The organism is Hymenobacter mellowenesis (assembly GCF_030581005.1).
Classification (GTDB): Bacteria; Bacteroidota; Bacteroidia; order Cytophagales; family Hymenobacteraceae; genus Hymenobacter; species Hymenobacter mellowenesis.
The window spans coordinates 201,091-221,008 of sequence record NZ_JAUQSX010000005.1; the positions used below are offsets into that span (position 1 = coordinate 201,091).

Below are 19,918 nucleotides of genomic sequence, written 5' to 3' on the forward strand. Positions count from 1 at the left end.
TAGGATTTTGGGGGAGAGTGGGTTAGTTGGGGCGGTTTTACAATGTCAAAACGAGTTGTTAGGCCGTCGGCGCGGCAACTCGCCCGGCAGAACCTCACCCCCGGCCCCGGTTCGCGTAATGCGCGAAGCCAAAAGAGAGGGGAGCCTGACGAACTGTAGCGTGGACTCTGCGAGTCCGCGCCTGCCCGAAAGTGCCCCACACGGCGCAGCCAGAACGCGGACTCACAGAGTCCACGCTACAACTGCGCATGCCCGGTGCTCCCTCTTTTTTGGAGAGGGGGTCAGGGGGTAAGGGTGACATGAGGGCTATAAACCAACGCACTACTACCCCCGCTGACCGGTGCGGCACTGTAAGTTACGGGCGCTTTTTCCAGATTCTGCCGCTACTACAAGAAGTTTGGATTACTTTTTCGAAAAACTACAACCAGCCTTGAAATCAAAAGGCCCCAAACGTTTTCAGTAGTTTTTACTCCCAAATACCAATTCAAATGCAAGGCCTGTTACCCATTTTGTTTGCTTCCATAGCCGGAATGGGTCACGCATTTGAACCCGACCACTTGCTGGCTGTGGGCAACCTTATTTCCCGCCGTGACACCCTCGCCGAAGCCCTGCGCGACGGCATCTACTGGGGCCTGGGTCACACTACCACACTGGTTGTCGTGGGCGCTATCATCCTATTGGGCCGCGTCACCTTCCTCACCTCCGGCTACTTCGAAGCCGCCGTAGGCCTGATGCTCATCGTGATGGGCATCAGCCGGCTGCTTGACCAAAGCAAGCCTCCCGCCAAGGTGCGGCCCGGTGCCACGCCCTCCCGCGCCGCCTACGCCGTGGGCCTGCTCCACGGCCTGGCCGGCAGCGGCGCGCTGGTGCTGCTGGTGATGAGCGAAATCCGCGACCCGTGGCTGAGCGTGCTGTACTTCGCGGTATTCGGCATAGGCTCTATTCTAGGCATGTTCATCGTGGCCGGCCTGTGCAGCGTGCCGTTTACGAAGCGTATGAAAATCAGCCGGACGTTGAAAACGGCCACGATTACGCTTTCTTCGCTCGTCTGTATTTTCTATGGTGGCTGGATGATTTATGGGAATGTGCGATGGTGAGCCGCCAGAACGATGTAGAGACGCGACACTTCGCGTCTCCCCGTTGAACGACCGGAACCACGCCGCCAGCCCAGCCATAACAACATCAGCAACGACGAGACGCGAAGTGTCGCGTCTCTACAATTGTCCGACGAACCTATGCACCTCTCCCCCAAAGACCTCGACAAGCTCATCCTCCACCAGGCAGGTTTCGTCGCCCAAAAGCGCTACGCCCGCGGCCTGCTCCTGAACTACCCCGAAGCCCTGGCCCTCATCGCCACGCAGCTGCTGGAGTTCATCCGCGACGGCGAGCGGGTGGCCGTGCTTATGGACAAGGGCAAGCAGCTGCTGGGCCTGGCCGACGTGCTGCCCGGCGTGGCCGACATGCTCCACGAAGTCCAAATCGAAGGCACCTTCCCCGACGGCACCAAGCTCGTGACCGTGCACCACCCCATCTGCCGCGAAACCGGCGATGCCGCCCTGGCCCTCTACGGCTCTGGCCTCACCCGCGCCCCGGCCCCCGGCGCCGCGCCCGCCCACGCCAGCCACCCCCAGCCCGGCGAATACCAGCTGCTCCCGACCGACATCATCCTCAACGAAAGCCGCGCCACGGTGGACGTGGACGTCGTGAACATGGGCGACCGGCCCGTGCAGGTCGGCTCGCACTACCCCTTCTTCGAAACCAACGCGGCGCTGCACTTCGACCGCGCCGCCGCCTACGGTTTCCGCCTCAACATCCCGGCCGGCACGGCGGTGCGCTTCGAGCCCGGCGAGCGCAAGCGCGTGCGCCTGGTGGCCCTGGCCGGCGAGCGCATCGTGTACGGCGGCAATGGGCTCATTGATGGGAAGCTGGATGACGCTGAAAAGAAGCAACAGGCGCTAGAGAAACTGTGATTTTATTTGAATGAAGTTTTCGCAATTACTCGTATAACTGACAGCATTTTCAATGTTGGTATCACTTTGACGATAGTTGCTATCTTTGCAAATAAAAGAAGGACCGCCACGCTTTCGCATAACGGCCCTTCTGGTGAAATGTCCACGTCACCACGCTCGAACCAAAACATTAGAAGGGCGCGGAGGGATTGTTAATGAACCCGGCTAATGGGACCGGCCCTCACTCCTAGAATGCTTTACAGCACATTCTAATGTTCTAGTTCTACATCGGCAGCCGCTGTAACGGCTGCCGATTTTTTTTGCCTTATCGCGATAAGGGTAAATTTAATTCTTTCATCACGGCCTCGTAAGGAGTCTTGATTTGCCCTTTTTCGTCAAACCATTCGGCACTGACAAAGTAAAAGTCCGTCTTATTATATGGCGAAGGGACTTTTACAGCATCTCCAACTTTTACTACTCGGGATACTTGAGGTGCCACTTGTATTATGGCTGCTTTTTCGTCCGGCCTGAAATTTGGCTCTTCTTTAAAAATGGCCTTAACTACTGAGCCAGCCCCTTTGAAAAGGGGGAACCCATATTTCGATGGGTTACGCAAGACGTACCTGATTTTATCAAGATAAGACCAAGTAGGGTCGTAAGCACTGTCATCAGGCTTTACAAGAGGTTTTTTGTAATCGCCGAAGAGTGGCGGGTTTACATCAGGCTTATTCTGAGAAGAAGTTTTTTCTGGTTTTAAAGATGGATTCAGACCTAGAGATGCTAAGCGTCTTTCGCAGTCAATTACATACCGGTCAGCTTTCGCTAAATCAAGCTCGATTGACGACTTGGCTTGCTCAAGACTCTCTTTGACGTGACGCGCTTGGGCCAATTTGTCGATTAGAAACCCGGCAAGTTCGTCGTCAAGTGTGCGCTCAAAATTAGGTGCGTCAAGGGGCATATTCGAAGGGCTTTACTGTCTCGAGTGAAACAAAGTTACAAGCTCTTGACAATGCCGCAAGGGGTTCGCCTATGTACGCCCCAAATTAGTTCTTGACTCGACGCCACTTGATGCTTTGACAGGGCGTTGGAATCGCCCATTGCAGGGCGTTAGGCCATATTTGATGCGTTTTTTACTTTCTTATTCGAGCAAGAAAAATTTGCAATTTTTTTTTGGGACATGCTTCATGTACATTGCAGAAGATGATTTTAGCACACTCTACGTCTCAATATGTCCCTCCCCATCTCCCGTCGCGCGTATGCCGACATGTACGGCCCCACCACCGGCGACCGGGTGCGCCTCGGCGATACCGGCCTGCTGATTGAAGTCGAGCGCGACTACTGCGTGTACGGCGAGGAATGCAAGTTCGGCGGCGGTAAGGTGCTGCGCGACGGCATGGGCCAGGCCGCCGGCATCGGGCCGGCCGACGCGCTGGATTTGGTCATCACCAACGCGCTGGTGGTCGATTACACCGGCATTTTCAAGGCCGACATCGGCATCAAGGGCGGGCGCATCGTGGGCATCGGCAAGGCCGGCAACCCGCACATTATGCCCGGCGTCACGCCCGGCATGGTGGTGGGCGTCACCACCGAAGTCATTGCCGGCGAAGGCCAGCTGCTCACCGCCGGTGGCATCGACTGCCACATCCATTTCATCAGCCCCCAGCAGATTCCCGAGGCGCTGGCTTCGGGCGTGACTACCATGATTGGGGGCGGCACCGGGCCGGCCGCCGGCACCAACGCCACCACCTGCACGCCCGGCGCGTTCTACCTCGAAACCATGCTGAAGGCCACCGAGGCCTACCCGCTCAACTTCGGGTTTCTGGGCAAGGGCAACGCCTCCAAGCCCGAGGGGCTGCGCGAGCAGGCCGAGGCCGGGGCGCTGGGCTTCAAGCTGCACGAGGACTGGGGCACCACCCCGGCGGCCATCGATATGTGCCTGAGCATTGCCGAGGAATACGACGTGCAGGTCTGCATCCACACCGACACGCTGAACGAGAGCGGCTTCGTGGAAACCAGCACGGCCGCGTTTAAGGGCCGCACCATCCATTCCTACCACACCGAAGGCGCCGGCGGCGGCCACGCGCCCGACATCATCAAAATCTGCGGCGAGCCGAACGTCATCCCCTCCAGCACCAACCCCACGCGGCCCTTCACGGTGAACACCATCGACGAGCACCTCGACATGCTCATGGTCTGCCACCACCTCGACCGCAACATCCCCGAGGACGTGGCCTTCGCCGAAAGCCGCATCCGGGGCGAAACCATTGCCGCCGAAGACATCCTGCACGACATGGGTGCCCTCAGCATCATCAGCTCCGACTCGCAGGCCATGGGCCGGGTGGGCGAGGTCATCACCCGCACCTGGCAAACGGCCCACAAAATGAAGCAGCAGCGCGGCCCCCTGTCCGAAGACGCCACCACCGGTCAGGCCGACAACTTCCGCGTGCGCCGCTACGTGGCCAAGTACACCATCAACCCGGCCCGCGCCCACGGCATCGCGCACGAAGTCGGCTCCGTCGAAATCGGCAAGCTGGCCGATTTGGTGCTCTGGAAACCCGCCTTTTTCGGCGCCCGCCCGGAGATGATTATCAAGGGCGGCATCATCGCCCAATCCCAGATGGGCGACGCCAACGCCTCCATTCCCACGCCGCAGCCCTCGTTCTCGCGCCCCATGTTCGGCGCGCTGGGCGGGGCCATCGGGAAGAGTTCGATGGTGTTTGTGTCGGGCGCTTCGGTTGAAAAAGTGCGGGCTGAGTATGGCCTGACCAAACAGGTAGTAGCCGTGAAAAACTGCCGGAATATTGGGAAGAAGGACATGGCGTTGAATGACTATTTGCCCAACATTTCCGTCGACCCCGAGACGTACCGCGTGATGGTGGACGGCGTACACCTGACGTGTGAGCCGGCCGAGGTGCTGCCGCTGGCACAGCTGTATAATCTGTTTTAGCGCAATGCCCTATACCCAAGATGCAGCTGGAGCCGCAGCATGGGTCGAGCAACTTTTTCTGTACTGTACTTGTATATTTGCAAACAAATAAGGGCACCGACCTCCCGGCCGATGCCCTTACCGAAACTACCGGAGCAAATGAGCGAGTAACAGCAGGCCGGCGCCTTTTGCTACTCCCTTCAAGAACTCTAAAGCAAGCGGCGTTACCCACTTACCAAGCAGTTTCTTCGCGTTTTTCCGTTCCATCTGGTTAGAAGTAGAAGGGTTGCGCAATAACCCCCACACTTCTCGAAGCCCTGGCTGCTCCAACAGCCGGGGCTTCTCTTTTTACCGAGTAGCCGTTGGCTGGGGGACATACCGAACGCGAGTGCGACAAAGGTAGGTAGCAAGGATATGGTTTGGGAGGAGCGCGGCCCACGTTGTGATGGGATGGATTATCGCTGATTAGAGGTTGATTGAACGAATAAAAGGGTCATGCTGCGCGCAGCATGACCCTTTTATTAATCGGTTCGCCTGACTCAGGCAGCTTCTGACAGATAAGTGTTTAGGCAACGGGCTCACCTACTTCGCGATACAGCCGAATCAGGTCGAACGGATAAGGCCAGACGGTGTACTGGTTGCGGCGCACGAACGTGACAGTAAGTAAGGAAAGCAAGGTAGGAAGCGCCGCGGATTCGCTGCCATTGTACTGGTGAATCTGGTAGAGGTGGTGGCCCCGCGCCTCGGCGGCGTTGCTGGACTGCGTGCTACCCACGATGTAGCGCCGCGCCTCCGGCTGGTACCAGATACCGCCAGCGTACACGCCAATAGCCTCCTGCCTTTTGGCCGACGCCTCCGGATTCTGGGCTTTGATGGCGCGTATAACCGGCCAGTTGGGCATGGCAATGGTTTCAGTTCGTTCCAATTCGAATACCTCGCGGCCCACCAGCACAAAATGCGCTTGGCGGATGTCCTTGTCGGCTTTCTCCTCGTCGCTCGGTTTGTTGTGAGCATATTTGGGCTGACGCGCCATGAAATGCTGCTTCAGGTCTTGCCACGGCATGAAACGCTCTTTGAGGATGCGCTTACCGGCCGGCTCTTCCACATCGGCAAAAGCCAGCTCGCCATCATTGAAATAAAGCAGGATACCGTCGGTGAGGAAGGCCCAGTCGTCCGATAAGGTGTTGAGCAGCGGCAAGCTAACGGCGGGCGAGACCGGAGCCTTGCCGGCCAGCACCCATTTCAGCCACAGCTCCGTCAGGCACACGTCGGCCTTGATGTTCAGGGTTTTTAGGTGCTTTGTAGCCGTGGTGCGCTGCTTGCGGGCTTCATCGGTTTCAATAGGCGCTTCGTCGGTTTCGGTCGCGGCGGGCTTGGGCAGCGGTGCCGGAAAGTCGTGGCGCAAGTAGTCTTCGGCAACGGCAAATTTTGTCACCTCGTTGAGGTTGACGTTCAGCGTTTGCTTCACAACGTCCGGCAATTGCGCGTAGAGCTGCTGGTAAGGGTCGGCATAGCCGGCGGTGGCCAGCAGGCCGGGTTGCCAGTTTTGTACGACGAAGGCGTCTTTGCCGGCATCCGTCAGCACCAGCAGCGGCTGCTCGGGGTTGACCTGCCCAGCCTCAACTAACTCAAACGACAGGGCAAAGGCTGTTTTGCCAGACTCAAAACGGCGGTCGTTGAGCCATTCTACGTACTGAGCTGCCGGCGCGTCGGCGCGGTTCAGCCGGTTGTCGACTACCTGAATAGTAGGCAATAGGTTGAGGGGCAACGGCGTGGCCCGCGACCGCAGCCGCAGCATGGATTCTTCGCCGAAATCGACCCCGAAGCCATAGGTGGTCAGGAAATCGTGGAGCCGCTCCTGCACGTGGCGCACCTGGTACGAGCGGCTTTCGCGGTACTTGTCCGGCTCGCGCTTGTTGCCGTTGTGGTGCCAGTCGGCCGTGGTGCGCTTGCCGTTGGTGGGCGCTTGCTTGTACACATCGCCCTTGAAAGTGGCTACCTGGCTTGGCCGCAACTGCCGCAGGTAAGTGTGTCCCAGACTGGCAAACAGCTCATAGTAAGTGCCGAGCGAAGCATAAGTACCCACTTTGGTCGGGTCGATTTTGGCAAACGTATTGGCCTCCACTTTCACCGTGAGCGTGTGCAGGTCGCCTTCACTGTCCACCTGGGGCTTCACTTCCACGGCTACCAAGCGCTTGCCGGTGGCCGAGCCTTTTACGCGCAGGTAAAACTTGCTCTGGCACACCCGGCGCTCCCGCTCCCGCTCGCTGTGTTCGTAAAAGCACAAGGCCATCATCAGCTTAATCAGAACGGGCGGTTGAAGCGCTAGCTCGTCCGGGCTGACCAATTCGGCGGTTATGTCCTCAGCGGGTACTTGGTTGGGATTGCCAAATGGATACTGCCAAGGTTTCGCTGTGTGTCCGATGGGTAGCAGCGTATAGAGCGAAGCTTGGGGCTTGTCGTGTGTATAGAAGTAAAAAGGCCGGTCTATCTGGTTTTTGTAAGCATTGGTAAAACTCGGGTAGAACATGCTCGAATTAGCTTGAAACTTCCGGTAATGCTCTTGTGAGGGCGACAACCGGTAGCGCCAGATGCTGTACGCCTGGAGCAGTTTCGAATAATCGTTTGGCAACGTGATGTGCAGCTGGTTGGTGGGCACCACCAGTGGTTGAGGGTTTTGTTGGTTTTTGGCCATCGGAAAGGGGAGTGAAGGGTTAGAAATGAGAAAGCAGACGTTCGCAGGCAAGCGTCAATAAATCGGAAGCATCGGCTGGGGCCGGCTTGAGGGTGCCGGTCAACACCACAATGCGGGCCTGCGCCCAGCCGGATACCCGCTCAAAATGCTCGTCGTAGTAACCCAGTACACTTTCCTCGTCGTGGCGCAGGTTCATCACCACCAAGCGGCAGGGGTCGGCGGCGGTGCCGGGGGTGGCGTGGCTCAACTGTTGCCATTTGCTCACCATGCGCTCCCGGAAATGCGGCTCGTTGAGGTTGGGATGATAAAACGGGTCGTCGGGCGGCAGGGCAAACTGGCGCAGGGTGCGGCCCCCATAGTTTTTGCAGTCGATGTATATCGGCCGACTTTCCAGCTTCAAATCAGCTACCTCAAACACCGCATCGGGCACGGCCTCACTGGTGGCAATCACGCGCTTGATATGGTTGTGCTTCAGCACCGCCTCAATCACTTCCTCCCCAATGGCCCCAATCAGAATGGACTGATACACGTAGGGCAGCAGGTAGGTACCGGATTCCACGAAGGCCAGCTCGTAACCGCGCGCCCGGAAATGCTTGGCCAGTGGCGAGTTGAGCTGGCTGTTTACGGGGTGGTACGCGGCGTTTAAATCCCAGGAATGAAACTCGGGGCTGTTGGTGCCCGGCGGGGCCAGGTGCAGCTCGGAGTTGATGAGCAACTTGCCTTCGCGGGCGTACTCGCTCCGAAACGTGCCCCGGATGCGCGCCAGCTGGTTGGGGCGGGGCTTGTCGGGCAGCGTCTCGCCGGAGCGAAGCGGGCGGGGCAGGTCGTGGCGCAGCACGTCGTCGCGCAGCCACTGCCAGCGCTGGCGGGCGTCGCCCTCGCCCGTGCGCTTGAAATGCTCCAGCTCCAGCACCAGCCGGTGAATGGCGTCGCGGGCCGCGTCGTTGGTCCGGCGCAGGTCGTGCAGGTCGTCTTCTACGGCTTTGCGTTTCTTCTTTTCGTCGTGTTCAATGGCGGCCAGCAGCGTCTGCATATTGCCCGAAGCGTAGCGCAGGTAGCTCTCGCGCTCGGCGGCCAGCTCGGGTTCGGCGGCCACGCGGGCCAGCACTCCGTACACGTCGCGGTCCAGGTACAGCCTCTGCTCTGGCATGGCTTGCCACACGCGCTCGATGCGGCCCAGCGCCTGCACCAGCACGCTGAACTGGTTCAGTACGCCGTCGGTCGTGTGCAGGTATTCCGGGTTGAAGCGGTTGAGCAGCCGAATCTGGCCGAGTAAGCCGCCGGCCTGGCCGGCCGTCAGGCGCTTGGCATACAGCAGTTTCAGTGCTCCATACACATCGCGCTTGATGGCTGCGTGCTGCTCGATGGCATTGTCCTGCGGTTTTACCCCGCTGAAATAGTAGTACGGCGCTTCAAGCAGGTGCAGAAACTGGAAGTCGCGCTTGCCCGCGCTACGCTCCGCCTCGTAGTCGGCCGGGGTTTGGTAGTACTGCAGGTTCACGCCGTTGCCGGCCGAGGGGTAAGTGGTGATGACGACCACCGGCCGCCCGGCCCAGAATAGCGCGTTGTACTGCTCATTGAGTATAGGGTCATCACTTAATTTCTTCCCAAATTCGGCATTATACAGGGACACGGTGCATTCCACCCGGTGCTGGCGCGTTTCGTCGCGGCACCACACGTTGTAGATGCGCAGGTTTTTGTCACCCGTCGCCGGGTGCGGGGTCGCCCCGAACCAGCCGTCTTCGTCTCCCCGGTCGAGCAGCCGCTGCACCTGCCGCAACGACGATAGAAAAACCAGGTGCGTGGGTCCGGCCGCTAGCTCGGCCGGGCTTTGGGCAGCCAGCCGGGCCAGCAGCCCGAATACGTGCTGCACCCGCCGCAGCCGGTGGCTTAAGGTACCTGCGTTTTTGCCAAAATATTCGGGGTCGGCGTGGGCCGTGGCCGCCAGCTGTTGCCCGAAGGGCGCGAGCAGGCTCAAGGGTTCGGCTACCTCGTATGTGATGGTGTTTTGCCGGACCGCGGCCTTGCGGGAGTTGGCGCGTCGCACGTCGTCTTCGTCGGCGGACGTGTTGGGCAGCGGGCCAAAGGAATCGGCGGGACGGCCCGGGTGCGCCAGGCCCGTCCAGTCGAAATTGCGCAGCACCCGCTGAATGTGCGCCGTTGCCGACAGGCCAAAAACCAAATGCTCCCCGGCCAGCGCCCGCAGCATGTTCTCGGGGCTGTCGTTGAGCGAATGGTAGAGTACGCCTACCTCGTCGGGGTCGGTGAGCTGGCTCTTATCCATTTCAATCTCGTAGAGGCCAAAACCGTTGGTGAGCAGGCTGCCGTAGCCGGTTTCGCACAGCTCGTACTGCGCGCCCACTTGGCTTATCTGGCGGATTTCCCGCAGGTACTCGGTATTGCCAAAACACTGCCGCAGCACCTCAAAATAGATGTCCTCGTGCTCGGCCTGCAAGCGGTTGAACAGCCGGATAATGTCCTTCACGGCCCGCGTCACCACGTCGAACAGCAGGAATGCATTGGGGCCCTCTGCCTCCGGCGTGAGCGTAAAGGAGTGCTGTCGGGGAGTGTCTGGATGCAGATATACCGGCTTTTGGACCAGCGAGCGGTTTGACTGGAAAATGGCCCGGCCGCGCAACTCCTCGTGCCCTGTATCGAAGTGCGTGATGGCCGGGAAATCAATGCCCTTGTCTGCCAGCTCATCGATGCGCTCCTGAATGTCCTCCATCATCTTTCGGATGGGCTTCCACTCGGGCCGGTGGGCCAAGTATTGCGAATGCGTGAGCTTGCGGCGGCACAGCCGCTCGTAAAACGTTTGCACCAGTCCGAACGGGTCGCGCACTTCCTTGTCGTGAGCCAAGAGGTTGAGCAAGTCGTTTTCCAGGAAGTCGAACTCATCGAATACGAAAACATAGCGTCCTTCCAGCGGCTTTTTCCAACTCCCCAGCTTCACCGTACGCTGCCCATCAAATACGCCATGAAATGCTTTATGCACCGTGAGCAGAAATAGCCGGCAGGTGGCATCTTCCTGAAACCGGATGTAAGGAAACAACCGGGGCCAGACCGGCAGCGCGGCCAATTCGCGCGCGGGCTCCTGGGCGATGCACTGCCGGGCCAGGGGCGGGGCGCTGGCGAGCTGCCGGGCCAGTGCCAGCAGCTCCTTCAGCGGCCGGAGGGCGTCGCTGGCCAGGTCGCCCAGGTCGAGCAGGCCATCGCCGGCCCGGCCCATGGCCCACGCCCGGCCGAAGCGGTCGGCTTTGCCACGCAGGTCGTCGAGGCTGGTGGCCGGCAGCCGCTCCTGCCGGCGGTACTCGTCCAGTAGGGCTGGGGTGTGGGGGTGGTTGAGCAGCGCCGCCAGCGTGCCATCTTCCAGCACGGCCTGCAACTGGTCGGCATCTTTGTGCTGCTGCACGTAGTGGCGGGGCTCGGTCAGTTGGGCCGCCATTTCGTTTAGCAATTGAATGCGGTTGGCTACGTAAATAAATTTAGTGTCCGGCGGGTAATTCCCGGCGTTCAGCAGCTCGGCCAGGCTGCTGGTTTTCCCCAAACCTGTACCGCCAAGTACTAACTTTAAGCCGGTTGGGTGCTCATTAATGGCGCGGCGATAGTAGTCGGCGTACAAACTCATGCAAGTAAAGCTGAAGCGCGTTGGCTAAATAATTTGGCGCAAGTAACGGCTTTATTGCTAATGTAATTTTTTTGGTATGCTAAATTTAATAGTGGCTGTGCGGCGTTTTGAAAACAGTTGCGTAAAATCACCTGCGAATCAATATTTTAACTTTATAAATATTTTATTAAATTTTTAGATTATTCACGATATAAGGTGGCTTAGTTGCTACTCATTACTATATCATGGTAGATACCTATCATATTGCATCTGCCGAAACTAAATATAACTTCACCCACGGGCCGTAGCTTGCCTCTTCAAGAGCTGCATCCTTATGCACTTCGCCCGCCTCCTGCACCTCGTCGATTCGGCCATTCCCACTGGTTCGTTTGCCTATTCCTACGGGCTGGAAAGCAGCATCACCTTCGGGCTAGTGAACACGCCGTTTGCGCTGCGGAACTACCTGTATTCTTACTTGCAACAAGCCGGCAGCGCCGAATTACCTTTTATCCAGTCCACCTTCCACCTCACCGAAAAAAGCCCCGAATTTCAAACCCTCGCCGAAGAATACGACGCGCAACTGCTCGTGCCCGGACTCTACAAAGCCAGCGCCGTGCAGGGCCGCAACTGGCTGAAGCTGCTGGCCACCTTCTACTCCGAAGCTAAATTGGAAACCATTACCCAGTGGTTCAACGGGCAAAACAGACCGCCGCATTTCACGCTGGTTTTCACGCTGGCGTTGCAGCGCGTCGGCTTTGGGTTGGAAGAGCTAAAGGCCATGTACCTGCACATGCTGCTACGCGACCAACTCAGCGCCGCCATTCGCCTTGGGTTTCTGGGGCCGCTGGAGGGGCACCAACTGCAGCACGATTTCTACGCGGTGTTCGAGCACATTTTGGCAGCGCAGGCGGGGAAGGGATTTGGGGAGGCGGTACGCTCGGCTTTTCTGCTGGATGCCGCGCAGGTGCTGCACGAGGACATTTATTCTAAACTATTTCAGAACTAACGTAGCGTGGACTCTGTGAGTCCGCGCCTGAAACGCGCCGCCACACGCGGACTCGCAGAGTCCACGCTACATCACTACATACCCATGGCTTTTGTCGAAAAACTTGCCCTGCTTCTCCACGGCCACCAGCACGAAGCGTACGAATCACCGGGTGACTTCAACGAGCGCGAAACGCGGCGGCTACCCAGCTACCGCAACTTCCGCAAGCGGGCCTTCACCGTGGGCATCGGCGGCCCGGTAGGCACGGGCAAAACAGCCTTGCTTAAGGCGCTGTGCGAGCGCCTGCGCCACGAGTTCGAACTGGGCGTGGTCACCAACGACATCTTCACCCGCGAAGACGCCGAATTCCTCATCCGCCACAGTGCTTTGGATGAAAACCGGATTGTGGGTGTCGAAACCGGCGGCTGCCCGCACGCCGCCATTCGCGAGGATATTTCGCTGAACATGGATGCCCTCGAAGGCCTCATGCAGCGCTTCGACTACGGGCTCGATTACCTGTTCGTGGAGAGTGGCGGCGACAACCTGGCGGCCCACTTCAGCCGCGAGCTGGTCGATTATTCCATCTACGTTATCGACGTGTCGGGCGGCGACAAAATCCCACGCAAGGGTGGCCCCGGCATCACGCAATCGGACCTACTTATCATCAATAAAATTGACCTCAAAGACCTCATCAAAGCCGACCTTGGCGTGATGGAACGCGATTCAAAGAAGATGCGCGGCGAAGGGCCGTTTTTGTTCGCCCGCGCCATCGATGGGCACGGACTAGACGACATCATTAGCCACATCAAAGCCGCCAAAGCCCGCGCCTTGGCGGCCGTGCGCGAGGACCGCCGCTAGCGTAGCGTGGACTCTGCGAGTCCGCGCATCGTTCGGTCGCCTTCACATGGGCGCGGACTCGCAGAGTCCACGCTACGTCAATATTTCCGCGCCAGCGGGTTATACCCCAGTAACTCTTCCCTTGACAGCGCCGCCAGAATCTGCTCGCACAGCGGCTGCAGGGCCATGCGGCTGTGCGCGGCGGCCCGCAGCACCCACACATTCTCCCGCGCTTGTGTCACCGAAACCACGCATTCCTGACTGTTGAGGCTGAAGTGCGGCCCCGTGCTGCCGGGCATCTTCTGCCGCGCCAGCACCTTCGCTAACGTCTGGAAACGCGCGTCGTCGGGGCTGCCCACTAAAAAGACCGAAAAAAACGTTTGATACCCCGCGAAATTGGCTGGCGAAGTGGCAATGTTTTCTTCCGGGTTGAAGGCAAATCTATCCAGCACTACCAGCCGGCCCGCCACCCGCACGCGCAGCTCCGAGTGCAGCGAGGTGAAAGCGAACCGCTCGCCCTGGTCCATGCGGCCGGAGTGAAACCAATCAACCAGCAGCAGCAAAGACGTCGGCTCCAAATCCCACGTTTGCATCTGCCGGTAGCGGCTTTCGGCTTGCAGCACCACCGGGTCGGGAAAAATGACGGCCAGCGCGTTTTTGCCTAGCACGCCCGCCGTGTGCTGCTCGGCCACTGCGCCGTCGATGGAGCGAAAAATCCTTGTGCTGGCTTGCGTGCTGAGGATGAGCCGCGCGCCAGCATCCACCTTCACCCGCAGCCGGATGACATCGCCGGCCACCATGCCGCCGCCGTAGCTGCTCAGCACCACATGCGCGGCGCGGCTGTGCGAGGCGGGTTGCAGCAGCTTCAGGGGCTGGATGTTTTTGCAGACCACCAGGCGCGAATGGCCGCGCACCTCGGCCACCTCCAGCTCACTCCAGGCGGGGCAGGCGGGAGTGGGGGGCATGAGCGGAAGGAGCGGGGCGGCCGAATCGACAGTCATCAGGCTGCGAAGTAAGGCCCTGCCGCCCGGCCATTCCGCATGGCGGCGCGGTTTTGAGCGAGGCTTCTGCTTGGCCGGGGCAATAGCCGAAGGCCGGGCCACGTTTTGAAATCACCCGGCGGCCTGTATTTTAGGGCCTTGCCGCGCTTTCACTTATGCAGAATTATTACCGCGTGCTGGGCGTGGCCCCGGCGGCCACGAGTCAGGAAATTGAGCAGGCCTACGTGCGCCAGCGCGCCCGCCTCAAACGCCTGGCCGCCGCCGACCGCGCCATGAAAGCGCGCCTGGCCGAGGTCGAAACCGGCTACGAAATCCTTGGCAACTCGCGCCGCCGCGTGGCCTACGACCTGCTGCTCACGCAGGAGCCCGCGGCTCCGGTGTCGGACCGCCAGCGCCAAGACGAGCGCCTGGGCCGGCTGGCCCGCGTGGGCCGCAGCCTCAACGCGGCTTTGCTGGCGTGCTGCCTGCTGCTGGGCCTCGACTGGGGCCTGCCGCTGCGCCACTTCGCCCACGAAACCGTGCGCAGCCGCTTTCCCGTTTCGGTTTCCGTGTCGCTCTCCGACCCGCAGATGGCCTACCGCGTGCACACCGAGCACACCGAATTTCGGCTGCCCAGTGCCATTGGCCACCGGGTGCGGGCCGGGCAGCGCATCGAGGTGTGGCAAACGCCGCTGCTGGGCGTGGTGAGCCAGGTGAGCGCGCCCGACTTGCCCGACGAGCCGGCGCCGTTTCGGCCCTACGCGGGCACCATCTACGGCACGTTTTTGCTGCTGCCGGTGCTGCTGGCGGCGGTGGCGGCCGTGGGCGTGTGGCCGGGCCACTCCGCCGAAACTTATGTAAACACAGGCGTCGTGAGCGGGTTATTGGCCATCATCACCATCATCATCATGGTGCGTTTTTGAGGCCAGCGGCGCACGCCAGGGCAGCCACGACGTGGGTTTTGCCGTATCAGCAGCCGATTATCATCCCTTAAGTTTCCCGCTTTCATGTCAGTCCCTTCCGCGCAGTCCGAAGATTTGTTGTTTGATGCCGCCCGCCGCGGCGATGTTTCCACTCTGCACGAGCTGCTGGGCCGGGGCCTCAAAGTGGATACCACCAACGCCAAAGGCTTCACGCCCCTCGTTCTGGCTTCTTACGACAACCACTACGACGCCGTGGTGATGCTGCTCAACGCCGGCGCCAACCCCAACGCGCAGGACGTCACCGGCAACACCGCCCTGATGGGCGTCAGCTTCAAAGGCTACCCCGACATTGCCCGCCTGCTCATCGAGCGCGGCGCCGACCTCAACCTGCAAAACGGCAGCGGCGGCACGGCCCTCATGTTCGCCACCATGTTTGGCCGCAACGCCCTCGTGCGCCTGCTCCTCGAAGCCGGCGCCGACCAAACCATGCAGGACGCGCGCGGCCTCACCGCCCTGCACCTGGCCGGCCAGCAAGGCAACGCCGAAGCCTGGGCGCTGCTCGGCGGCGCCCCGCCGCAGGCCTAGCGCTGGCTCAGGCGGCCGTGGTAGCCCACGGTGAACATCACCGTGCTGCTGCGCACCAGAAAGTCATACGTCCGGTTATGAAAGCTGAGCTGGCGCACCAAGGGGGTGAGCCCGTGGGTGTAGCGGGCCTCCACGCCCAGGTGCCGCCCCCACCAGCCCAGGCCCCCGTGAAGCTGCAGCTGCGCGGCGGCCGGGGCCCGGTCCACGGCATCGCGCACCGCATCGTCCAGGCTGGCGGTAGCGGTTGGGAGGGCGGGGCCGCTTTTGTTCACGCGCCAGGCCACGGCTGGTCCCAGCAGGGCGTACCATTGTTGCCTGGCGTCGAAGGTGTAGCCAGCCAACGCGGCCACCTGCATTTGGTCGACGTAGAACGCCGTCGTGGCCGTGCTGGAGGAAAAGAAGCCGGAGCTAAGGCCCGAATAGTACTGAAAAGGCGCCGAAAGCACGCTTTGAAAGCGAAGTTCGGGCTGTCCGAACCAACGGCTTCGGGGCATGCGCACGAAGGCAGCAATAGCAACAGATTCACCGGTTCCGCCCGTTGTAGACAGGTAGGTTGGAGGCAGTTCAATGCGGGGCTGTGGCGCCGCAGAAAATGCCAAGCCTGCTCCGCCCGAAATCCCCCAGAAAGTCTCCTGGGGCGGAGCATCCTGGCCATAGGCCGGCGCAAGAGCCATGCAGGCAAGAAAGGGAATGCAGCGTAGCGCGTGCGACATAGTTGCTGAGCGCCAGCCATTAATGGTCGGCGTCAGGCAAATCAACCGGAGAAGGTGGCCTGAACCAAGGTAAAATTTTGCTTCCCGGGACTTTCCCAGCTCAGGATGCGTCCGGTATTGATTCGTAAAGCCCTTTTAATGAAGCAGCTGAAAAGATTCTGCTCTCAAATAAAAGGACTTTACAAATCGCCGCGAAGCCACCAGCACTGCCCGGAAAACTTTGTTGGGCATGCTGCTGACGTGGCGCGGCCAAAGCCGCTTGCCGAAGCTGCGCTTATTGGGCTAGCCTTTGCGGCTGGTGCACTGCCGCCGCACCTCGTCGAGGCGCCGGGCCAGCGCCGCTACTTCCTGCTCATTATCGGTGTTGAGCCCAAGGGTGATGGTGGACGCCAAGCCCGACGAGGATGACTTTCCTTTGGGCGCCTCGCGGCGCTTCACGGTGAGCTCGTAGTAGTGGCCGCCGCCCTTTTCGTGCTCCTTGGCGGCGTAGGTCACGGAGCCCACTTCGGCCCATTCCTGGGCCAGGGTGAGCTCCAGCTCCACGTTTTCGTTGCTCTTGAAACCCCAGCTGCTGCCGTTTTTGCTGTTGCTCACGGCAATGTTGGTGGTGCTGGTTTTGTCGGGCTTGCGGTATTTGCGAACGGTCTGGCGGAAGCCACAGTCGGCCAGCGACACGCGTACTTCGGTGTCGTTGTCTTGGTCTTTGGGGTCTACCAGAAGTTGGTTGAGGCGGGCGGTGAGGGCCTTGACCTCGGCGGCCGGGGCCTGGGCCCGGGCCACGCTACCCACCAGCAGGGCGCTGGCCAGCAGGAACGCTGATTTAAACATTTGCAGAAAGGTGAGGCGTGCGAGAAAAAGCGCGGTGGTACCGGCCCCGCACGGGGAAGGCCTGTACCACCGCGCCAGATGCGCGCCGCGCGCCGCCGGTTGCCTGGCGCTGCCAAAAAGTTGACCATCATGCCGAGCGAAGCCGAGGCATCTCGCGTGGGGTAGTAATTCAATCGATAGGATTACTACCCCACGCGAGATGCCTCGGCTGCGCTCAGCATGACCGTTCCTGATTGACCCGCAACAACCTTTTACCCAATGCTGCGAATCACGCCGCCGTCCACGCGCACAGAGGCGCCGTTGGTGGCCGCCGCCAGCGGGCTGCACAGAAACGCTACCATGTTGGCCACCTCGTCGGTGCTGATGAAGCGTTGGAGCAGCGAAGTCGGCCGGTCGTTCCGAAAGAAGTCGTGCTCGGCTTCTTCCTTGCTCTTGCCATCGGCGGCCATTTTTTTGATGAACTCCTCGACGCCCTCCGAGGCCGTGGGTCCGGGCAATACCGAGTTGACGGTGACGCCCGTGCCCTTGGTGAGCTCGGCCAGGCCGCGCGCCACGGCCAGCTGGGCCGTTTTGGTGGTGCCGTAGTGTATCATCTCCTGCGGAATCTGCAGGGCCGATTCGCTCGAAATAAACAGGATGCGGCCCCAGTCCTGCGCCAGCATCAGCGGGAAATACTGGCGCGAGAGGCGCACTCCGCTCAGCACGTTCACCTCGAAGAAGCGCACCCATTCCTCGTCGGGGATTTCGGCGAAGGGCTTGGGCTCGAAGATGCCCACATTGTTCACCAGCAGGTCGACGCGGGGCACTTCGCGCAGCAAATTGGCCACCTCGTCGGCCTTGCCAAAATCGACGGCCACGCCGCGTACCCGGGCCTGCGGCGTTTCGGCCAGAATGACGGCGCGAGCTTCGGCAATGCGGCCTTCGGTGCGGCCGGTGATGATGACTTCGGCGCCCTCGGCCGCCAAGCGGCGCGCAATGGCCAGCCCGATGCCGGCCGTGGAGCCCGTGACGAGGGCAATTTTATCGGTGAGTTGCAAATCCATGAAAAAGGCAGGAGAAAGTAAAATTCCCTCCTAAACCGGCCCACGCCGAAATAGTATGCCGGCCCGCGTCAAAAGCACATACAGTACCCGCCTTTAGTTGCCGGACGGGCCGCGCAGCCATTCGTCGGCCGCTTCCTGGGTGTCGAAATACCGGAAGCGCAGAGCCGCGCCCATGTCGGAGCCCACGGTGCGGGCCGCCAGCCGGCTGAGCGGCGTGGTGGCTTCCACCACGGCGCAGCGGCCGTAGCCGGCCTCGGCCACGGCGCGGGGCAGCCAGTTGTGCGCCAGCCAGGTTTGCACCTCGGGCGGCATGGGTGGGCGCTGGTTGTGCACGGTCATCAGGGCGGTGGCACGGTGGTGCCGCATGGCCTGTAGCACGTGTTCGTAAATGGCGCGCAGCTCGGGCGCCGAGGCCGCCACGGGCTGCCAGTCGAGCCGCACGTACCCGCCCGGCGCGTAGGAAATAACGGCGGCCTGGTTGCTAAAATAGCGAAGGGTCGAATTCACCTTCTAAAGATATAACCGTCTGCGCGCTACTACACCAGCTGCAGGGCCGCCAGGGCCAGCAGCGCCGGCACGGTTTGCACCAGCAAAATGCGCGGCCCGGCCGTGAAAGCCCCGTAGAGCCCCGCCACGGCCACACAACCCAAGAAAAAAGCCGCCACGTTGCGGTGCCACGCCGGGTCCGAAATCAGCAGCGCCCACCCGAGGCCAGCGGCCAGAAACCCGTTGTATAGCCCTTGGTTGGCGGCCAGCACCTTGGTGGGCTCGAACAGCTCGGGCCGCAGCGAGCGGAAGGTTTTGGGCCCGCGCGTGGTCCAGGCAAACATTTCCAGCCACAGAATATAGAGGTGAATGGCGGCCACTAGGCCGATGAGAACTTGGCTGAGCAGGTGCATGATGGGAATATAGCGTTTGGCTGGGCCAACTTACGGCTATTTCGCCCGAAACCTCCTCAGCCTTGCCCGCTGTAGGACGCGCCCGCGCCGTGGCCTACAGCGGCAAATGGTATCCCAGCGTGAGCATGAGAGTGCTGGCGCGCACCTTGAAATCGTAGGTCTGGTTGTTGAAATCAAGCTGGCGCACCAGCGGCGTCAGGCCGTAGGCGTAGCGCAGCTCCACATCGAAGTGCTTGCCCCAGCGGCCCACGCCGGCGTGCAGCTGGACCTGGGTTTTCTCCGGGGCCTGGTCCATCACGTAGGCGTAGCTGCCGTTGGCGCCATCGGCGGGGTTGGGGGTTGCCACACCGTCGTTGCCCTGGCGGAAGGCCACGGCCGGGCCCAGCAGCGCATAATATTGTTTATGAGGGCCAAAGGAATAGCCGCCCAGTGCGCTCACGGCCAACTGCCGCGCGTGAAACCCCCGCTTCGGCCGGCCGCTGAAGAGGGAGCCGTAGCCGCCCCCGCCGCCGGGGTATTCGAAAGGGGCCGAGTTCACTTCCTGGTAGCGAAGCTCGGGCTGCGCAAACCAGCGGCCGCGCTGCACCCGCGTGAGCAGCGCCACGGCCAAACCTGCGCCCGGGCTACCGGTAGGGGCCAGATACGAACCCTGCGACATGTCCAGCTGCTGCATGGAGCCGGGCGCCAGGCTGATGCCCGCGCCGGCCGAGAGGCCAATGAAAGTGGCGCGGGCCGGCGCTTCCTGCCCGTGGGCCAAAGTGCTGCTAAAAGCCGCTGCACACAGCAGGCCGATTTGGAAGATGCGTGTCAGGCGCGCGGCGGGAGTGAGGTTGGTTTCCATGCTGGCAAACGTACAGGAGCGGAGTGCTTGGGTGCCAACTGACTTTCGGGTTTTTGGGACTTTTAAATGGTAGTGCATTTACATGATTTAAAATTGTAAGTAAATAA

17 protein-coding genes are annotated in these 19,918 nt (G+C 60.7%); 7 read left to right on the plus strand and 10 right to left on the minus strand.

From position 1 onward, the window contains the following. The first annotated feature begins 530 nt into the window (after positions 1-530). Both Q5H92_RS11525 and Q5H92_RS11530 read left to right on the plus strand, forming a co-directional pair. Positions 531-1,097: an urease accessory protein gene (locus tag Q5H92_RS11525; RefSeq protein WP_305011676.1), complete on the plus strand. Its 567-nt coding sequence runs from the start codon at positions 531-533 to the stop codon at positions 1,095-1,097. A 138-nt stretch (positions 1,098-1,235) separates the two neighbouring features. After that, positions 1,236-1,970 (plus strand): urease subunit beta, encoded by a 735-nt coding sequence (locus Q5H92_RS11530; RefSeq protein ID WP_305011677.1) that lies wholly within the window; start codon positions 1,236-1,238, stop codon positions 1,968-1,970. Positions 1,971-2,274: 304 nt separating this feature from the next. On the opposite strand, the gene Q5H92_RS11535 is transcribed toward Q5H92_RS11530, so the two are convergent. Next, positions 2,275-2,907: a hypothetical protein gene (locus Q5H92_RS11535; RefSeq protein WP_305011678.1), complete on the minus strand. Its 633-nt coding sequence runs from the start codon at positions 2,905-2,907 to the stop codon at positions 2,275-2,277. A gap of 270 nt (positions 2,908-3,177) precedes the next feature. On the opposite strand from Q5H92_RS11535, the gene ureC reads away from it, so the two are divergent. After that, positions 3,178-4,896, plus strand: a complete 1,719-nt coding sequence (gene ureC / locus Q5H92_RS11540) for an urease subunit alpha (protein ID WP_305011679.1) — start codon at positions 3,178-3,180, stop codon at positions 4,894-4,896. Positions 4,897-5,440: 544 nt separating this feature from the next. On the opposite strand, the gene Q5H92_RS11545 is transcribed toward ureC, so the two are convergent. Together Q5H92_RS11545 and Q5H92_RS11550 are read right to left on the minus strand one after the other, a co-directional pair. Beyond that, complete coding sequence (locus Q5H92_RS11545; RefSeq protein WP_305011680.1) at positions 5,441-7,570, minus strand: hypothetical protein; 2,130 nt, start codon at positions 7,568-7,570, stop codon at positions 5,441-5,443. Between the two features lie 19 nt (positions 7,571-7,589). Beyond that, positions 7,590-11,117, minus strand: a complete 3,528-nt coding sequence (locus Q5H92_RS11550) for a hypothetical protein (RefSeq protein ID WP_305011681.1) — start codon at positions 11,115-11,117, stop codon at positions 7,590-7,592. A 394-nt stretch (positions 11,118-11,511) separates the two neighbouring features. Here Q5H92_RS11550 and Q5H92_RS11555 point away from each other — a divergent pair, with 394 nt between their 5' ends. After that, complete coding sequence (locus Q5H92_RS11555) at positions 11,512-12,183, plus strand: urease accessory protein UreF (RefSeq protein ID WP_305011682.1); 672 nt, start codon at positions 11,512-11,514, stop codon at positions 12,181-12,183. Positions 12,184-12,267: 84 nt separating this feature from the next. Next, positions 12,268-13,020, plus strand: a complete 753-nt coding sequence (ureG, locus tag Q5H92_RS11560) for an urease accessory protein UreG (protein WP_305011683.1) — start codon at positions 12,268-12,270, stop codon at positions 13,018-13,020. Between the two features lie 77 nt (positions 13,021-13,097). Here ureG and Q5H92_RS11565 read toward each other — a convergent pair whose 3' ends face one another. Then, the gene (locus Q5H92_RS11565; protein WP_305011684.1) at positions 13,098-13,964 is read right to left on the minus strand and encodes an urease accessory protein UreD; all 867 of its coding nucleotides are present in this window, start codon (positions 13,962-13,964) and stop codon (positions 13,098-13,100) included. Positions 13,965-14,155: 191 nt separating this feature from the next. Here Q5H92_RS11565 and Q5H92_RS11570 point away from each other — a divergent pair, with 191 nt between their 5' ends. After that, positions 14,156-14,902, plus strand: coding sequence for a J domain-containing protein (locus tag Q5H92_RS11570; RefSeq protein ID WP_305011685.1), 747 nt, complete (start codon positions 14,156-14,158; stop codon positions 14,900-14,902). Positions 14,903-14,986: 84 nt separating this feature from the next. After that, complete coding sequence (locus Q5H92_RS11575) at positions 14,987-15,487, plus strand: ankyrin repeat domain-containing protein (RefSeq protein ID WP_305011686.1); 501 nt, start codon at positions 14,987-14,989, stop codon at positions 15,485-15,487. On the opposite strand, the gene Q5H92_RS11580 is transcribed toward Q5H92_RS11575, so the two are convergent. The 6 genes from Q5H92_RS11580 to Q5H92_RS11605 all read right to left on the minus strand — a co-directional run bounded on the left by Q5H92_RS11580 (position 15,484) and on the right by Q5H92_RS11605 (position 19,811). Beyond that, positions 15,484-15,981, minus strand: a complete 498-nt coding sequence (locus Q5H92_RS11580; protein ID WP_305011687.1) for a hypothetical protein — start codon at positions 15,979-15,981, stop codon at positions 15,484-15,486. The genes Q5H92_RS11575 and Q5H92_RS11580 overlap by 4 nt on opposite strands. Before the next feature lie 501 nt (positions 15,982-16,482). Next, entirely contained in the window at positions 16,483-17,028 is a 546-nt protein-coding gene (locus Q5H92_RS11585) for a hypothetical protein (protein ID WP_305011688.1), read from the minus strand. A 251-nt stretch (positions 17,029-17,279) separates the two neighbouring features. Further along, positions 17,280-18,071, minus strand: a complete 792-nt coding sequence (locus Q5H92_RS11590; RefSeq protein WP_305011689.1) for an SDR family NAD(P)-dependent oxidoreductase — start codon at positions 18,069-18,071, stop codon at positions 17,280-17,282. A gap of 93 nt (positions 18,072-18,164) precedes the next feature. After that, positions 18,165-18,578 (minus strand): hypothetical protein, encoded by a 414-nt coding sequence (locus Q5H92_RS11595; protein ID WP_305011690.1) that lies wholly within the window; start codon positions 18,576-18,578, stop codon positions 18,165-18,167. A 29-nt stretch (positions 18,579-18,607) separates the two neighbouring features. Beyond that, a complete protein-coding gene (locus Q5H92_RS11600) occupies positions 18,608-18,970 on the minus strand; it encodes a DUF1304 domain-containing protein (RefSeq protein ID WP_305011691.1) in 363 nt (120 codons plus the stop codon). Between the two features lie 94 nt (positions 18,971-19,064). Continuing rightward, entirely contained in the window at positions 19,065-19,811 is a 747-nt protein-coding gene (locus tag Q5H92_RS11605) for a porin family protein (RefSeq protein WP_305011692.1), read from the minus strand. Between the last annotated feature and the right edge of the window lie 107 nt (positions 19,812-19,918).

Bases quoted from the DNA above. Each gene is read 5' to 3' on its own strand.
- Q5H92_RS11575 (WP_305011686.1), top strand. From the start codon at position 14,987: ATGTCAGTCCCTTCCGCGCAGTCCGAAGATTTGTTGTTTGATGCCGCC.
- Q5H92_RS11535 (WP_305011678.1), bottom strand. From the start codon at position 2,907: ATGCCCCTTGACGCACCTAATTTTGAGCGCACACTTGACGACGAACTT.
- Q5H92_RS11565 (WP_305011684.1), bottom strand. From the start codon at position 13,964: ATGCCCCCCACTCCCGCCTGCCCCGCCTGGAGTGAGCTGGAGGTGGCC.
- Q5H92_RS11605 (WP_305011692.1), bottom strand. From the start codon at position 19,811: ATGGAAACCAACCTCACTCCCGCCGCGCGCCTGACACGCATCTTCCAA.
- Q5H92_RS11545 (WP_305011680.1), bottom strand. From the start codon at position 7,570: ATGGCCAAAAACCAACAAAACCCTCAACCACTGGTGGTGCCCACCAAC.
- Q5H92_RS11600 (WP_305011691.1), bottom strand. From the start codon at position 18,970: ATGCACCTGCTCAGCCAAGTTCTCATCGGCCTAGTGGCCGCCATTCAC.
- Q5H92_RS11580 (WP_305011687.1), bottom strand. From the start codon at position 15,981: ATGCCCCGAAGCCGTTGGTTCGGACAGCCCGAACTTCGCTTTCAAAGC.
- Q5H92_RS11530 (WP_305011677.1), top strand. From the start codon at position 1,236: ATGCACCTCTCCCCCAAAGACCTCGACAAGCTCATCCTCCACCAGGCA.
- Q5H92_RS11525 (WP_305011676.1), top strand. From the start codon at position 531: ATGGGTCACGCATTTGAACCCGACCACTTGCTGGCTGTGGGCAACCTT.
- Q5H92_RS11570 (WP_305011685.1), top strand. From the start codon at position 14,156: ATGCAGAATTATTACCGCGTGCTGGGCGTGGCCCCGGCGGCCACGAGT.
- Q5H92_RS11585 (WP_305011688.1), bottom strand. From the start codon at position 17,028: ATGTTTAAATCAGCGTTCCTGCTGGCCAGCGCCCTGCTGGTGGGTAGC.
- ureG (WP_305011683.1), top strand. From the start codon at position 12,268: ATGGCTTTTGTCGAAAAACTTGCCCTGCTTCTCCACGGCCACCAGCAC.
- ureC (WP_305011679.1), top strand. From the start codon at position 3,178: ATGTCCCTCCCCATCTCCCGTCGCGCGTATGCCGACATGTACGGCCCC.
- Q5H92_RS11555 (WP_305011682.1), top strand. From the start codon at position 11,512: ATGCACTTCGCCCGCCTCCTGCACCTCGTCGATTCGGCCATTCCCACT.
- Q5H92_RS11590 (WP_305011689.1), bottom strand. From the start codon at position 18,071: ATGGATTTGCAACTCACCGATAAAATTGCCCTCGTCACGGGCTCCACG.